We start from the raw sequence: 14,548 nt of genomic DNA, 5'->3' as shown, positions 1-14,548 counted from the left end.
CCCGCAGCCGCCGGCACCGGCGCCGCACGGGGTGAACTCCTGGCCGGATCAAGGCGGTTGCACGCGTACGCCGGGTCGCCCCGGGGCAGGGACACCGCGACGCGTGCGACGGCGGCGCCGGGGTCGACGCCGGCCGAGGGACCCGAGCGGAGGCTGCATGGAGCAGAGAGACGGATGGCGGTTCGCGGACGACCGGGGCCGGACGGCGGCTTCGCCCGGCACCCCGGCACGACTGGTCGCCTACCTCCAGGCGGGTGCCGCGCTCTTCGACCACGGGCTGCGCCCCGTGGCCGTGTTCGGCTCGGCGCACGACGGCCCGGAGGTGGACCCGGCGAAGGCCGGCGCGCTGCCCCCGGGCGAGGTGACCTACCTCGGCCCCGGCCCGGGCGTCGGCGTCGACGCGTTCCTGGCGCACCGCCCGGACCTGGTGGTCGCCGTCGGCTACGGCACGGACCGGGTCTACGGGCTGGACCCGGACACCGCCAAGCATCTGGAGGAGCACGTCCCCGTCGTCCTCCTGGACGTCGGCCAGGGACACTCGCTCGACGAGGTCCGCGACCGGTTCACCGCCCTCGCCGTCTCCCTCGGTGCGGCCTCCCGGTCGCCGTCCGCGGTCGAGGCGGCCCGCGAGCGGCTGCGCGCGGCGGCCGCACGGGCCCCGGGCGCGCGCGTCCTGGCCCTGTCGCCCGCCGGACCGGACAGCGTGCACCTGGCCCGCCCGGGAGCCTGGCCGGACCTGCGGGCGCTCGCCGACTGCGGGGTGCGGATGGCGGCCCCCGCGCCCGGCGCGGGCGTCAACTGGTCCACCACCGACTGGACGTCGGCCGCCCTGCTGGAAGCCGACGTGGTCCTCGCCGATGTCCGGGTCAACGCCGAACCCCTGGCGCGCCTCGCCGGCAGTCCGGCCTGGCGGGCCGTCACCGACGGCAGGACGGTCGTCCCCTGGAACCCCGAACTCCCGTGCAGCGCACCCGCCCACGCCGCGTTCTTCGACCGGGTCGCCGAGGCCCTGGCGGCGCGCCGGGCCTGAGAGAGGCGCATGGCCGGAGAGAGGCACAGGGGCCTGGGAGAGGCGCGCGGGCCGAGAGAGGCACAGGGGCCTGGGAGAGGCGCGCGGGCCGCCCGCGAAACGGTCCGCAGGGCGGGCCCGGCCGCCCGCCCTGCGGACGTTTTGGATCGCGGCGCCCGCGCTCACTACGATCCGGCGGATGATCATAAGAAAACGGCTCGCGACCGGGCTCTGCGCCCTGCTCGCGGCCCTGGCCGCCGGGCTGCTCCCCGCGGCACCGGCCGCCGCCGGTGAACCGGCGGCGAAGGAAGCACCCAAGGTCGAACTCGTCCTCGACGTCAGCGGTTCCATGCGGGCCTCCGACATCGACGGCAAGAGCCGGATGGCCGCCGCCAAGCAGGCGTTCAACGAGGTCCTGGACGCCGTCCCGGACGAGGTGCGGCTCGGCATACGCACCCTCGGCGCGGACTACCCCGGCGACGACCGCGAGCGCGGCTGCGAGGACACCCGGCAGCTCTACCCCGTCGGACCGCTCGACCGCACCGAGGCCAAGGCCGCCGTCGCGACCCTCGCGCCCACCGGCTGGACGCCGATCGGGCCCGCCCTGCTCGGCGCCGCCAAGGACCTGGAGGGCGGCGACGCCACCCGCCGGATCGTCCTGATCACCGACGGCGAGGACACCTGCGCCCCCCTCGACCCGTGCGAGGTGGCCCGCGAGATCGCCGCCAAGGGCATCCACCTCGTCATCGACACCCTCGGCCTGGTCCCCGACGCCAAGACCCGCGCCCAGCTCCGCTGCATCGCCGAGGCGACCGGCGGCACCTACACCTCCGTCCAGCACACCAGGGAACTCTCCGGCAGAGTCAGCCAGTTGGTGGAACGCGCGGCCGACCCCGTGGTGGTGCCCGTCGCCACCGAGGGCGCCGAACGGTGCGACGGCGCGCCCGTGCTCACCCCCGGCCTCTACACCGACCGCGAGAAGTTCGGCGAGCACCGCTGGTACCGGGTCGACGTGCTGCCCGGCCAGGAACTGCGCGCCTCCGTCAGCATCGGCGCCGACCGCCGCGTGGGCCGTGACTACGGCGTCCTGCTGCGGGCCGTGACCGTGCACGGCCGCGAGATCGTGCGCGGCTCCGAGGCCGGGGACGGCCGCACCGACCTGATCTCCACCGGGCTGCGCTACCCCAAGCCGCCCTCCGACGACGCGGACGACACCGACGCGAAGCCGGCCGCGGAGACGGTCTGCCTCCAGGTCAGCAACTCCTTCTCGCCCGCCGCCGGGGTCAAGACCGAGCCCGGTATGCCCGTCGAGCTGACCGTCGACGTGACGGACGCGCCCGACGCCGCCTCCGACGTGGCCTCCTTCGGCCTCGGCCGCGGCTGGTGGCTGCTCGGCCTGCTGGTCGTCGCGGGCTTCCTGACCGGTCTGGTGTGGGGCTGGGTCTCCCGCTGGCGCGTCTCCGTCTGGAGGACCAACTGATGCGTGGCACAAGGATCCTGACGGCCGGCCTGCTGGCCGGCGCCGCCCTGCTCGGCCCGGCCGTCCCGGCCGCCGCGGACACCCCCTCGCCGAGCCCCACGTCCACGGACGCCGGGACCACGGAAGCCGGGCCGACGGAGGCGGGCACCACCTTCCGCACCGCCACGCCCGTGAAGCAGGGACAGAAGGCGACGGCGGACGCGTCCAGCGGCGACTACCTCTACTGGGTGTTCTCCGCCGCGGCGGGCGACCGCCCGACCGTGCGGGCCAAGGTCACCCTCCCCGAGTCCACCGCCCGCCACGGCGCGTCCACCTGGCGGATCGACGTGTACGACGGACTCCGCCGCCGCCAGGCGTGCATGTACGGGATGCAGAGCCGCACGGCCGAACGGGAAGCGGCCACCGCCGAGTTGTCCTGCACCCTGCGCCCGGTCCGCTCACTCGCCGACCCGTGGGCGAACGACCCCCTGCCGGGCAGCTACTACGTCCGGCTGACCGTCACCGCCCTGCCCGAGCAGGACCAGGGCCTGCCGGTGCGCGCCGAGATGGAGGCCGTACCGCACGAGGCCGGCGGTGCGTACGCGGTCGACGGCGCGCTCGCCGAACCGCTGGTGCCGGGCATCTCGGCGGAGGTGCGGCGCAACGAGGAGAAGGCCGGGCTCGACCTCTCCTCCGGCTGGTGGTCCGACCGCTGGCTGTGGACCGGCGCGGGCGCTGTCCTCGCCGCCCTCGCGGGCGTCGGCGGCTATGTCCTGACCCGCGGTGCGGGCCGTCCCTCGCGGGTGCCGCCCGGCGCCTGACCGGGCTCGTACCGGGACTTCCCCCGCTGCCCGGCCGGGCCCGTACCGGGTTGCGCCCCCGGGCGCCCGGCCGGGCCCGTTCTTCCCGCCCGCGGGACGCGGAAGCGGCCACGGCATTCGATGCCGTGGCCGCTTCCGCGCGTGGCCCGCGCCCGGATCAGAAGGCGAAGAGCACGCCCTTCGCGCTCCCCTTCATACAGGGGTTGCCGAAGGTGTGGCGGTACGCGACGCGCTTGCCCTCCCATACGCCGTCCGCCGTGACGGTCACCGGGTCCCACTGCCGGGTGCAGGCGACGTCCGGGTCGGGCGTCACCGTGGCCTCGAACCGCCCTGCCTGGGCGCGCAGTTCGGCGCAGGCCGCGCGGGGCGCGGGGTGGGAGCCGCGGGCGGCGGGGGCGCAGTCCAGGGTGACGGCGCGCAGCACCGTGCCGTCGAGGGTCTCGTCGCCGGTGGTGACCGTGAGGACGAGGGCCGACGGCGCGTAGAGGCTCTCCGCGCCGGCCGGGGCGGCGCCGGCGCTGCCCGCGCCCGGGGCGAGCGCGAGGCCGAGGGTGAGGCCGGCGAGCGCGAGTCCTCTGGCGATGTACCGCATAACGAACACTCCGTTGGGTTCGGGGGTGTGAATCCGGACCGGAGTCTTGCCGATTCCCCGGGCGAACGCCCGCCGCTGGGGCGGGATCAGGTCACCGGTGGTGATGCTCCGGGGCCAGGCGGTGACCGGCCTCCGGGTACTGACCAGCCGTTCAGTAGTGCGAATGTTTGGCCAAAGAAAGACGTTAGAGGTGATTCGGCGCGCAAACATAAGGTGAATGGACCCTTGAATCATTGATTGAAAGGTGGAGTGCCCTCTCGGGGCCCCATCGATGCCCGCACATCCCACCAGTGGTCGTCACCGGCCCGCCGGGGTTCACTGGCAACGAGAGGCCCCGGGCCGGGAGGAGCCTGCCGATGGAACCCGTCGAAGCGCTGGACCGCGTGGCGTTCCTGCTGGAACGCTCCCGCGCCGAGACCTACCGGGTGCGGGCCTTCCGCACCGCCGCCGCGGCACTCGCCGCCCTCGACCCCGACGACCTCGCCCGCCGGACCGGCAGCGGCGACCTGGAGCGGATCAAGGGCGTCGGGCCCAAGACCGCCAAGGTCGCCCGCGAGGCCCTGGCCGGCGAAATCCCCGGCTATCTGCGGAAACTGGAGGACGAGGCCGAGGCCGCCGGACCGCTCGCCGACGGCGGTACCGAACTCCGCGCCGCCCTGCGCGGGGACTGCCATCTGCACTCCGACTGGTCCGACGGCGGCAGCCCGATCGAGGAGATGGGGCGCACCGCCCGCGCCCTCGGCCACGACTGGGCCGTCCTCACCGACCACTCGCCCAGCCTCAGGGTCGCCCGCGGCCTCAGCCCCGACCGGCTGCGCGAACAGCTCGACCTGATCGAGGAACTCAACGCCTCCTGGAAGCCGTTCCGGCTGCTCACCGGCATCGAGTGCGACATCCTCCCGGACGGCACCCTGGACCAGGAACCCGAACTCCTCGAGCGGCTCGACCTGGTGGTCGCCTCCGTCCACTCCAAGCTGCGCATGGACGCCCCCGCGATGACCCGCCGCATGGTCCGGGCCGTCGAGAACCCGCTCACCGACGTCCTCGGCCACTGCACCGGCCGCCTGGTCACGGGCGAACGCGGCACCCGCCCCGAATCGAGCTTCGACGCGGACCGGGTCTTCGCCGCATGCGCCGAACACGGAACCGCCGTCGAGATCAACTCCCGCCCCGAGCGCAGGGACCCACCCCTGCGGCTGCTGCGCAAGGCCGTCGACGCGGGCGTCCTCTTCGCGATCGACACCGACGCCCACGCGCCCGGACAGCTCGACTGGCAGCTCATCGGCTGCGACCGCGCCGAACGCTGCGGGGTCCCCGCGGAACGGGTCGTCAACACCTGGAGTGCCGCACAGCTCACCCGCTGGACCGGCACGGGCCGCACGCCGTCCGCCTCCTGAACGGGCCATGGGCCACCGGTGGCCTCTCCAGCGGTGGAATACCACCGGTGGAGAGGCCACCGGCGGTGGAAAGCCGCCGGCGGGGAAAACCAGTGGCCCCCGCGTGACACCTCCCTCTACGCTGACCCCGTCGAAGGGACGGCCGCCACGCGGCCCCCGAGCCGAACCCGTACGCGACGCCGCACCGGCGCCCGCGCAGACGCGAACAGGAGGTGTGACCGATGGCTGTCATGGCGACGGGCACTGCCCGCATCCGACGCATCCACCGCACCTCCTCCGTGGCCTCCGGCTGACCACACACCTCTCCCGCGCCGTAACGGCGCCCGCCGGGGCCACCCTGCGAAGGGCTCCCGTTGAACCTCTCCGTACCGTCCGCGTCCTCCGACGCGTCCGCACACCCCCTCGCCGCCCACGGCTGGGACGACGCCTGGGCCGACGCGTTCGCCCCTTACGCCGGGCGCGGTCTGCTGCCCGGCCGGGTCGTCCGTGTCGACCGGGGCCGCTGCGACGTGATCACCCCCGTCGGCACCGTGCACGCCGACACCGAGTTCGTCACCCCGCACGACCCGCTGCGGGTCGTCTGCACCGGTGACTGGGTCGCCGTCGACCCCGACGGCGACCCGCAGTACGCACGTGCCGTGCTGCCCCGCCGGACCGCGTTCGTGCGGTCCACCTCCTCCCAGCGGTCCGAGGGGCAGATCCTCGCGGCCAACGTGGACCACGCCGTGGTCTGCGTCTCGCTCGCCGTCGAGCTCGACCTCGGCCGCATCGAGCGCTTCCTCGCCCTCGCCTGGGAGAGCGGCGCCACCCCGCTGGTCGTCCTCACCAAGGCCGACCTGGTGCCCGACGCCACCGGCCTGTCCCACCTCGTCCAGGACGTGGAGACGGTCGCCCCCGGCGTCACGGTGCTGCCCGTCAGCGCCACCACGGGCGAAGGGATGGAGGAGCTCACCGCGATCCTGGCCGGCGGCACCGGCGTCCTGCTCGGCGTCTCCGGCGCGGGCAAGTCCACCCTCGCCAACCGGCTGCTCGGCGAGGAGGTGATGGAGACCGGCGCGACCCGGGAGACGGACGGCAAGGGCCGGCACACCACCACCACCCGCAACCTCCTGGTCATGCCGGGCGGGGGAGTCCTCATCGACACCCCCGGCGTCCGGGGCGTCGGCCTGTGGGACGCGGGCGACGGCGTCGGCCAGGTCTTCGCCGAGATCGAGGACCTGGCCGCCGGCTGCCGCTTCCACGACTGCGCCCACGAGGCGGAGCCCGGCTGCGCGGTCCTCGCCGCCGTCGAGGACGGCAGCCTGCACGAACGCCGGCTGGACAGCTACCGCAAGCTCCTCCGCGAGAACCGCCGCATCGTCGCCAAGACCGACGCCCGGCTGCGGGCGGAGCTGCGCCGGGACTGGAAGCTGCGCGGCGCCCAGGGCCGCGCGGCGATGGAGGCCAAGCGCGGCCGCCTCCGGTGACAAGGCCGCGGGTCCGCACCCCGGCCGGGGTGCGGACCCGCGCCGTCAGTCGGCGGTGCCCGGCTTGACGCCCCACACATAGAGGCGGTCGTCGAGGCCGAGCAGGTTCCAGAGGGTGGCCGCGTCGTCGAGCGACAGGTTCACACAGCCCGCCGAGCCGCCGCCGTCGTACAGGTCCCCGGGGCGCCCGTGCAAGGCCTGCCCGCCGTCGAAGAACTGGGCGTACGGCATGGGCGCGTTGTCGTAGAGGGTGGAGACGTGGTCCCGGCTGCGCCAGTACACCGTGTGCCAGCCGGGCCGGGTCTCCTGCGCGTCCCGCCCGGTGCGGACGGGGACGGGTCCGAAGTCCACCCGGTCGCCGGTCTGCACCCACAGCAGCTGGCGGTCCATGTCCACGCAGGTCACCCGGTGGGAGCGGACCGGGCAGTGCCCGGCGGCGTTCGGGTCGGCCGACGCCTCGGCGGCGACCATAGTCCGGTAGGTGCCGAGGTCCGCGTACCCGTCGGTGCGGGGCGCGCCGTACTCGCGCTGGAAGCCGCGGATCGCCCGGCAGTCGGCCTCCGACTGGCGCCCGTCCACGGGCCGTTCGAGGTACTTCTCCAGCGGCCGCTGGTAGGGACCGGTGGGGGCGGTGCACGCGGTGGCGTCGGCGGGGGCCGCCGCGAGCGCGGGTCCGGTGGCGGCGAGAGTGCAGAGCAGTGCCGTGGCCGCTGCTGCGGCCACGGCACGAGGTATGCGGGGTATGCGGTGTCTGCGGTCAGGGCGGGGCACGTCACGACCTCCTGGCGGGAGCGCGGTTCGGTCCCGCCAGTCGACCAGCGACCGGGTTCGGCCGCCCACTCCTGAGCGGCCGAACCGGTGAGCGCCCCGGGGTACGAGCCGGCGTGCGCCGCACCGGTCCGGTGCGGCGCACGGACGGGTCAGAGACCGGCGGTCACGCGCGGGCGGTCCTTACCCGGCCGGTCCTTCCCGGGACGGTCCTTGCCCGGACGGTCCTTGCAGTCCTTGTCCTTGCAGGGCTCTCCGCGCTCGTTGTCCAGCTCGACGGTCACACCGCCGGTGCTGTTCTCCTCCGTCACCTCGTACGGTCCGGATACCGGGTTGCCGGGGAGTACGTAGCCCTCCGGGACGGCCGTCTCACGCAGGTAGTAGGTGCCGAGGGGCAGATCCTCGAAGGAGCAGGTGCCCGCGCTGTCGGTGGCGCAGTCGTCGGCCCGGGTGTCCGGGGCGGCGCCGCCGGTCTGGAGGCCGGGGATGTTGTTGGTCTCGCGCCACAGCTCGAACACCGCGCCCGCCAGCGGGTCGCCGTTCTTCGCGTCCGTCTTCAGCAGCCGCAGGGACCCTGTGGCCGGGGTGGGTGTGGGGGTGTTGACGGCGGTGATGGTGACGCCTTCGGCCGCGTTGTCCTCGGTGAGGGTGAGGGGGCCGAAGACGGCGGGGTCGGGGAGTTCGTAGCCGTCGGGGGCGCCGGTTTCGCGCCAGTAGTAGGTGCCGAGGGGGAGGTTGTCGGTGGTGCAGGTGCCGGTGGCGGGGGTGGTGCAGGTGTCGGTGAGGGTGTCGGGGTTGGTGCCGTCGGTCTGGAGGCCGGGGGTGTTGTTGGTCTCCTGCCACAGTTCGAAGTCGGCTCCGGCGAGGGGGTCGCCGGTTTCCGCGTCGGTCTTGACCACCTCGACGGACCCGGTGGTGGGCTGGGGGTCGCCGCAGTCGGGCAGGTCGCCGTCGAACGGGTAGGCGTGAAGTTCCTGACCGCCGCCGCCCGTCGCCGCACTGGTGTGGGTCAGCGAACCGGTCGTGAAGAAGCGGCCGTTGACGCCCGGCAGGGTCACCGTCGTCATCGAGGACTGCTCGCCGACCAGGACGCTGCCCTGGAACTGGCCGGTGCCCGCCAGGTCCACCTCGGTGGCGTCGGGGAAGTTCCACAGCAGGCGCTCGCGGTAGCCGTTCAGCGGGTCGGACTCGTCGATGCCGCCGCTGAAGGTGCTGATGGTGCGGTTCGCCCCGAGGAGGTTGACGAGGATCGTCGCATTGGCCGGGATGTTGTCGAAGACGATGCCCTGCTGACCCCCCGTGTTGGGGTTGACCAGGTCGAAGTCGACGTTGAAGACCTGGAGGGCCGAGGTGCCGTCCCCGGTGAACGTGGTCTGGAAGACCTCGTTGACGGCCGTGCCCGTGGGGGTTCGCGGCTGCCCGTCCACCCGGGCGTAGCAGCGGCTGGCGTCGGTGAGCTCGTCCCGGAGTCCCGCGTAGGGCTCCACCGCGGCGTCGTCCTGGATCAGCTCGCCGGTCACGGTGCCGGTCACCGTGCCGGCGTGCCGCACGATGCCCCGCTCGGTCGTCAGACCGCCTGTGGTGTCCAGGGTCTGCCCGGCCGCGACCGTCACGTCGCCGCCGGTCGTGAGGAAGTCGGAGTCGACGGGCGGCGGCACGCGGGAGCCGACGCCCACGATCCCGAGGTTGTAGTTCCCGCCCGCGGCCGGGTCCTTGTTCTGGTCGAAGCTGTCGAGGACGACGACGCGGCCCTCGGCCTCCGCCGCCCGGCCCCGGACGAGGAAGTCGTCGCCGACGAAGATGTTGATCGCGTCGTCCCGCCCGGCGAACGGGCCGTTGTTGATCCCGGGGAACGGGTCCGGGCAGTCGCCGGGCACGCACGGACCGAGACCGCCCGGAAGAGGTGCGGCGACCGCGGGGGCCGCACCCGGTCCGAAGGCGAGCACGGGGACGGCCGTCGCGAGGACGGCGCACGCGGCACCGGTCGCGCCGGCGCGGGAACGCAGCGCTGCCAGGCGCTGGGAGATGGGTCTCATGCGGGGCATGTTCGAGCACCCGCTCGCAAGGGGCCGGTGCGCGACGCACGACCTTCCTCTGTTCACCCGAGCGATCCCACCCGAACGGGTCGCCCCGGTTGCGGCCTGCTGCTCCGGGCTCAGGCTCCGACCGTCACCCCCACCCAGGCGCCCACCACCAGCAGGCAGCCGAACAGCTCCACCAGCACACTCGTGCCCGCCGACCGCATCACCGCCCGGGTGGATGCCTTCGCCGGGGCGTGCCCGCCGAGCCGCCGGCGCTCGCACAGATAGATCCCGCCGATGAACCCGGGCACCGCACCCACCACCGGCAGCAGCACGAAGCCGAGCAGCGCCCCCGCCCCCGCGTACACCGCCATCCGGCGGGTGATGCCCAGACCGCGCAGTCTGCGGGGCGGCAGCAGCCACACCACCACCTGGACGACCAGCAGCACGGCGGTGGCACCCACCAGCAGCCCCCACGCGGCGCCGGACAGCTCCTGCACCGCCCACCACAGGACGGCGGCCCACACCAGCCAGGGCCCCGGCACCCCAGGAACCAGCACGCCCAGCAGACCCAGCAGCATCACCCCGCCCACCAGCACCTGCTGCCATACGCCCATCTGCCCAGAGTGCAGGATGGGCCGCCTCCCCGCAGATCGCGCGGCGCGGGCACCGTTCGCGCAGGTCAGCCGGGCCGCCGGGGCCGCCGGTGCGGGCGGGCGGCCCCGGGACGGCCGCGGCTCAGCCCGGCCGGCGCAGATCCCGGGCGACCCAGCCCCGGGCGTACGCGTGCCAGCCGAGCTGGAGCCGGGTGGTGACCCCGGTCAGCTCCATCAGCCCCTTCACCCGGCGCTGCACCGTGCGCAACCCCAGGTCGAGCTGCTTGGCCACGCTCGCGTCCGTCATCCCCGCCAGCAGCAGCGACAGCACCTGGAGGTCCACCGCGTCCGGCCCGGCGGCCGTCTCCTCGACGACGGTGTCACCGACCCGGGCCAGGCGCAGCGGCAGGGCGTCCCGCCACACCGACTCGAACAGACCCGACAGCGACTCCAGCAGCCCGCTCGCGTGCACCACCAGGGCAGCGGGCTCGGCGCCCCGGCCGGTCAGCGGGACCATCGCCAGCGCCCGGTCCGCGATCACCAGCTTCGTCGGCACCCGGCCCACCACCCGGACCCGCTCGTTCCGGCCCAGCGCCGCCGACAGCTCCGTGATCCCGTCCGGGACCGACAGCACCTCCCGCTCCACGACCACCCGGTAGCGCACCCCGCGGACGGCCGCCTTCTCCTCCGCCTCGTTGTCCGTCCCGCTCACCGCCACCGGCTTCCCGGTCACCAGCGCGCACACCTCCTCCACCGCGCCGAGCTGCAACTGCGTGAAACGGTGCGTGACCGCGCTCGCGCCCGTCACCACCTCCACCAGATCGTGCACCGACGGCTGCGCCGACTCCGCGCGGTACTCCTCCGCCAGCAGCGCCGCCGCCAGCTCCGCCTGGTCCAGCTCGTGCCGCTGCTGTGTCAGCAGCGCCCCCAGCGCCACCCCGGGCGGGGCCGCGACCCAGCGTCCCGTCCGTGCCGAGGACTGCGCCGCTAGACCTTGCTGCTCCAAGCGGCGCAGCGCCCGCTCGGTCTCCGGCTCGGTCAGCGACAGGCGGTGCGCGAGATCGCCGATCTCCGCCGCCCCCATCGCGACCAGCACCCGGTACGCGGTCTCCTGCCGTTCGTCCAGTCCTATCGCTCCCAGCACCCTCCGGACCTCCCCTGACGTGCGTTTCATCCCCTGAGACGGCACCGCCGTGGCGGAAAACGGCCACGGCGTGAACCCGCCGCCGGACATCATCGCCGCATCAGCCGTTCCTCTGCCAATGTGGCGCCACCGCGCCACCGCGCCACCGCGCCACCGCGGCACCAACGGCTCCCGGCGACAGGGCTCTTGCGCCCGTTCGACGCCGGTTTCGGATGTGGAGGGCGATGCGCCCGATATCGCGTACGGCACGGGGAGCGGCCACCGCCGCCGGCCGCTTCCTGGTGACCCGCGACGCCGGCGAAGAGGCCCCGCTGCCCAAGCGCCTGGAGTCGGGCAAGGAGATAGGGCAGACTGGAGTCCCGTTCGGGGTCTTCGAGGTTCCCGCCGACGAGGCCGCGTGCGAACTGGTACTGGAACAGCGGAAGACCGGCTCACCCGCCGCGGTCCGGAAGCGCTCCACCGAGCTGCGGACGACCTGGAAGTTCCGCCCCCGTCTTGACGAGAGCGCGTCCTCGCAGGGCATCCCCTGCTGTTGCCGGGTTACGGTCTTCCGCAGGACGGTCTCAGGACCGTCCCGGCGCGAGACGGCCGGCGGATCACGCCGGGCGTCATGGGTCACGCGGGCTACCGCCCCCGGGCCCTGACCGCCGCGAAGCCGTCCTTGACCCGTCCTCGTCCCCGTCCTACGACGACGGCGGCACCTGGACCGCGACCGTGGACCACACGGGCGCCGGGGGCGAACAGGTCACGCTGCGCACCGAACTGACGGACGCCGACGGCGACTCCGTCACCCAGCTCGTGGTCGGCGCATACGCCGTGCGCTGATCACGACCGGTCCGCCGGGCGTCTTTCCCGTGGGGGGTTGGGCCGCCCGGCGGACCACTTCGTTCGCGGCTTCGTTCGCGGCTTTGCGCGCTGCTTCGTGCGCGGTGGCGGCGATTTGTCGCATTGCCATTTTTCGGGCGACACCGTTTTCCGCGGGGCCCCGCGGTGGACAATAGGGGCATGAGCGAGCAGGGGGAGAGGCCGCCGGCCCGACGACAGCGGTCCGAGGACGACTGGTGGCAACGCCTCTACGACGACACCGCCCCGGACACGGGCGCACCGCCCGCCCCGACGGGCGACACGGTCGACGACCGCTTCGCCTCGGCGTCGGGCGCCCTCACCCGCGCCTGGTGGGACCCTCCGTCGGAGGCGGCCCCCGCGTCCGGGCCGTCCGCCCCGGACCGGGTGGACGGGGACGTGCCTCCGGACCGGGTGGACCCCGGGGACGGGATGGCACCTCCGGACCGGGTGGAGGAACCTCCCGGTTTCCCGCGGGGGGCCGGGGCGGCCCCGGCCGACCGGGCTCCCGGCTCCGCCCGGGTGGGCGGGGCGGCGCCTCCGGCCGACGCCGGGGCGGCCCCGGCGGACGGGACCGGGCCGGGTCCGGCCACCGGCTCCCCGCCGGGCCGGGCTCCGGCGACCGAGGCCTCCGGCGCGGACCGGTCCGCGCCTTCGGACCGGGCCCCGGTGGGTGGGGCCCTCGCCCCGGACCGGGCTCCGGTGGGCCTCACGGCCCCGGCCCAGGCGGGCGGGACCCCCGCTCCGGACCGGGTGGACACGGCGGACTTCACGGCCCCGGCGGAGGTGGGCGGGGCCCCGGACCGCGCGGAGATGCCGCCGGACCGGGCGGAGGAGCCTCCCGGCTCCGCCCCGCCGGCCGGGGTGGACCCGGCGGACGCGGACCTCACGACCCAGGCCCCGTTGGGCGGGCCCCCCGGCCACCCGCCGGACCGGGCCCCGGATCGGGCCGGGCGGGCCGTCGGCCCGGAGCCGGGCGCGCCGCGTGCCGACGGCCCCGGCGTGGCCGACCCGCGGGCCGCCGCCGTGGCCCCGCCCGAGCGGGCGCAGGAGCCGCCACCCCGGCCGGCGGGGCCGCCCGAGGTCCCCGCGGAGCCGCCCTGGCTGCCGCCCGCCGCGCCGCCCGCCGGTGGTTTCCGGGACGTCCCGCCCGCGAGCCGTGACGGCGAGCTGCCGCAGCGCCGCCACTACACCGGCCCCACCCTGCCGCCCGCGCCCGCCCCGGAGGCCGCCAGTCCCTCCGCGCCGGAGAGCGCCCGTGCCGAGGCCACCCCCGGCGCGACAGAACCCGGCGCGACAGAACCCGGCGCGACGAGGCCGGGCGCGACAGGACCCGGCGCGACAGGGCCCGACGCCCGCGGCCCCGGCGAACCACCCGACCGGGACGCGGCCGGCGACCCGCCCCACCTCGTGCCCCGCCCCCGGGGCGGCGTCGTGGGGGACGGGCCGCCCACGTACGACCCCGAGCCCACCGCACTGCCCGCCACCGACGCGCTCGAACTCGCGGCGCTGGTGCCCGACACCGTGCTCGACGGCGCCCGGTACGGCACGTACACCCTGCGCGCCGCCTCCGTGCGGGGCGACTCCGCGCGCTTCCGCGGCGAGCCCCGCCGCGACGCGCTGCTCACGGCCCGCTTCGGCACCGGCCCCACCGCCCTCGTGCTCGTCGCCGTCGCCAGCGGCAGCCGCCGCACCGAGCACGCCCACCTCGCCGCGGCCGACGCCTGCCGCTGGATCGGCTCCGCCGTCGGCCGCAGCCACGCCCGCCTCGGCGACGACATAAGGGCGGGCCGCCGCGGCGACCTCAAGTCCGGCCTGCACCGCCTCACCGACCGCAGCTTCGGCAAACTCCGGGCCCGCGCCGCCGAACTCGGCGTCGAACCGGAGGAGTACCGCGTCGGCCTGCGCTGCCTGCTGCTCCCCGCCGACCCCGACTGCCGCACCCGGGTGTTCTTCGGCGTCGGTCCCGGCGGGTTGTTCCGGCTGCGCGACGGCGACTGGCAGGACCTGGAGCCCCCGGACCCCGCCCCGGCCGACGTCACCGGCGAGCCCGTCGTCGGCTACGGCTCGTCGCCTCCCGAGGCCGGCCCGGAAGGCGACCGGCTCACCATGGACCTCGACATCGTCACGCCCCGCGCCCCGTACATCGAGGACCCCGTGCCCCCGCCGGCCGAACCGTTCCGCTTCCGGGCGTCCGTGGCCCGCCCGGGGGACACCCTGCTGCTCTGCGGCGCCGGCCTGGCCGAACCCCTGCGCGGCGAGCCCGCCCTCGCCGGTGAACTGGCGGACCGCTGGAACGGATCGCCCGCCCCGGGCATGGCCGCGTTCCTGGCGGACACCCAGATCAGGGTCAAGGGGTACGCCGACGACCGTACGGCGGTGGCCGTCTGGGAGGCGTGAGCGGCGTGCCCGTGCATTGATGGACGTCGGGG

General features: G+C 75.3%; 11 protein-coding genes. 6 read left to right on the top strand and 5 right to left on the bottom strand.

Features of this window, described 5'->3' with window-relative positions; all coding sequences use genetic code 11:
- Nucleotides 1-157 precede the first annotated feature (157 nt).
- The 3 genes from C593_RS0113585 to C593_RS0113575 all read left to right on the top strand — a co-directional run bounded on the left by C593_RS0113585 (nt 158) and on the right by C593_RS0113575 (nt 3,289).
- Nucleotides 158-1,030 carry an ABC transporter substrate-binding protein gene (locus C593_RS0113585; RefSeq protein ID WP_018847837.1) on the top strand — a complete coding sequence of 291 codons (873 nt, stop codon included), beginning with the start codon at nt 158-160 and terminating at the stop codon, nt 1,028-1,030.
- Nucleotides 1,031-1,208: 178 nt separating this feature from the next.
- On the top strand, nt 1,209-2,489 hold the full coding sequence (locus tag C593_RS0113580; protein ID WP_018847836.1) for a VWA domain-containing protein: 1,281 nt from the start codon (nt 1,209-1,211) through the stop codon (nt 2,487-2,489).
- Nucleotides 2,489-3,289: a hypothetical protein gene (locus C593_RS0113575; protein WP_018847835.1), complete on the top strand. Its 801-nt coding sequence runs from the start codon at nt 2,489-2,491 to the stop codon at nt 3,287-3,289. Before C593_RS0113580 ends, C593_RS0113575 begins: the two co-directional genes overlap by 1 nt.
- A gap of 157 nt (nt 3,290-3,446) precedes the next feature.
- Here C593_RS0113575 and C593_RS0113570 read toward each other — a convergent pair whose 3' ends face one another.
- Nucleotides 3,447-3,881 (bottom strand): subtilase-type protease inhibitor, encoded by a 435-nt coding sequence (locus C593_RS0113570; protein ID WP_018847834.1) that lies wholly within the window; start codon nt 3,879-3,881, stop codon nt 3,447-3,449.
- A gap of 356 nt (nt 3,882-4,237) precedes the next feature.
- On the opposite strand from C593_RS0113570, the gene C593_RS0113565 reads away from it, so the two are divergent.
- Entirely contained in the window at nt 4,238-5,278 is a 1,041-nt protein-coding gene (locus C593_RS0113565; RefSeq protein WP_018847833.1) for a PHP domain-containing protein, read from the top strand.
- Between the two features lie 353 nt (nt 5,279-5,631).
- Complete coding sequence (gene rsgA / locus C593_RS0113560) at nt 5,632-6,744, top strand: ribosome small subunit-dependent GTPase A (protein ID WP_018847832.1); 1,113 nt, start codon at nt 5,632-5,634, stop codon at nt 6,742-6,744.
- Nucleotides 6,745-6,789: 45 nt separating this feature from the next.
- Here the strand turns inward: rsgA and C593_RS0113555 are convergent, their stop codons facing one another.
- The 4 genes from C593_RS0113555 to C593_RS0113540 form a co-directional block, all read right to left on the bottom strand.
- Nucleotides 6,790-7,467: a L,D-transpeptidase family protein gene (locus C593_RS0113555; RefSeq protein ID WP_018847831.1), complete on the bottom strand. Its 678-nt coding sequence runs from the start codon at nt 7,465-7,467 to the stop codon at nt 6,790-6,792.
- 197 nt (nt 7,468-7,664) lie between these two features.
- Nucleotides 7,665-9,548 (bottom strand): choice-of-anchor A family protein, encoded by a 1,884-nt coding sequence (locus tag C593_RS29630; RefSeq protein WP_051093683.1) that lies wholly within the window; start codon nt 9,546-9,548, stop codon nt 7,665-7,667.
- A 119-nt stretch (nt 9,549-9,667) separates the two neighbouring features.
- Entirely contained in the window at nt 9,668-10,150 is a 483-nt protein-coding gene (locus tag C593_RS0113545; protein WP_018847830.1) for a DUF456 domain-containing protein, read from the bottom strand.
- 121 nt (nt 10,151-10,271) lie between these two features.
- The gene (locus C593_RS0113540; protein ID WP_018847829.1) at nt 10,272-11,273 is read right to left on the bottom strand and encodes a helix-turn-helix transcriptional regulator; all 1,002 of its coding nucleotides are present in this window, start codon (nt 11,271-11,273) and stop codon (nt 10,272-10,274) included.
- Between the two features lie 1,005 nt (nt 11,274-12,278).
- On the opposite strand from C593_RS0113540, the gene C593_RS32470 reads away from it, so the two are divergent.
- Nucleotides 12,279-14,516, top strand: a complete 2,238-nt coding sequence (locus C593_RS32470; protein WP_018847826.1) for a protein phosphatase 2C domain-containing protein — start codon at nt 12,279-12,281, stop codon at nt 14,514-14,516.
- Nucleotides 14,517-14,548 lie beyond the last annotated feature (32 nt).

The sequence above is a fragment of the Streptomyces sp. CNT372 genome, from assembly GCF_000377145.1.
The sequence above is the reverse complement of the archived record's forward strand: the minus strand, read 5'-3'. Positions and strand labels throughout refer to the sequence as shown.

Excerpts from the sequence above, each read along its gene's own strand:
- C593_RS29630 (WP_051093683.1), bottom strand. The coding sequence starts at position 9,548 with ATGAGACCCATCTCCCAGCGCCTGGCAGCGCTGCGTTCCCGCGCCGGC.
- C593_RS0113545 (WP_018847830.1), bottom strand. The coding sequence starts at position 10,150 with ATGGGCGTATGGCAGCAGGTGCTGGTGGGCGGGGTGATGCTGCTGGGT.
- C593_RS0113575 (WP_018847835.1), top strand. The coding sequence starts at position 2,489 with ATGCGTGGCACAAGGATCCTGACGGCCGGCCTGCTGGCCGGCGCCGCC.
- C593_RS0113570 (WP_018847834.1), bottom strand. The coding sequence starts at position 3,881 with ATGCGGTACATCGCCAGAGGACTCGCGCTCGCCGGCCTCACCCTCGGC.
- C593_RS32470 (WP_018847826.1), top strand. The coding sequence starts at position 12,279 with ATGAGCGAGCAGGGGGAGAGGCCGCCGGCCCGACGACAGCGGTCCGAG.
- C593_RS0113565 (WP_018847833.1), top strand. The coding sequence starts at position 4,238 with ATGGAACCCGTCGAAGCGCTGGACCGCGTGGCGTTCCTGCTGGAACGC.
- C593_RS0113585 (WP_018847837.1), top strand. The coding sequence starts at position 158 with ATGGAGCAGAGAGACGGATGGCGGTTCGCGGACGACCGGGGCCGGACG.
- C593_RS0113580 (WP_018847836.1), top strand. The coding sequence starts at position 1,209 with ATGATCATAAGAAAACGGCTCGCGACCGGGCTCTGCGCCCTGCTCGCG.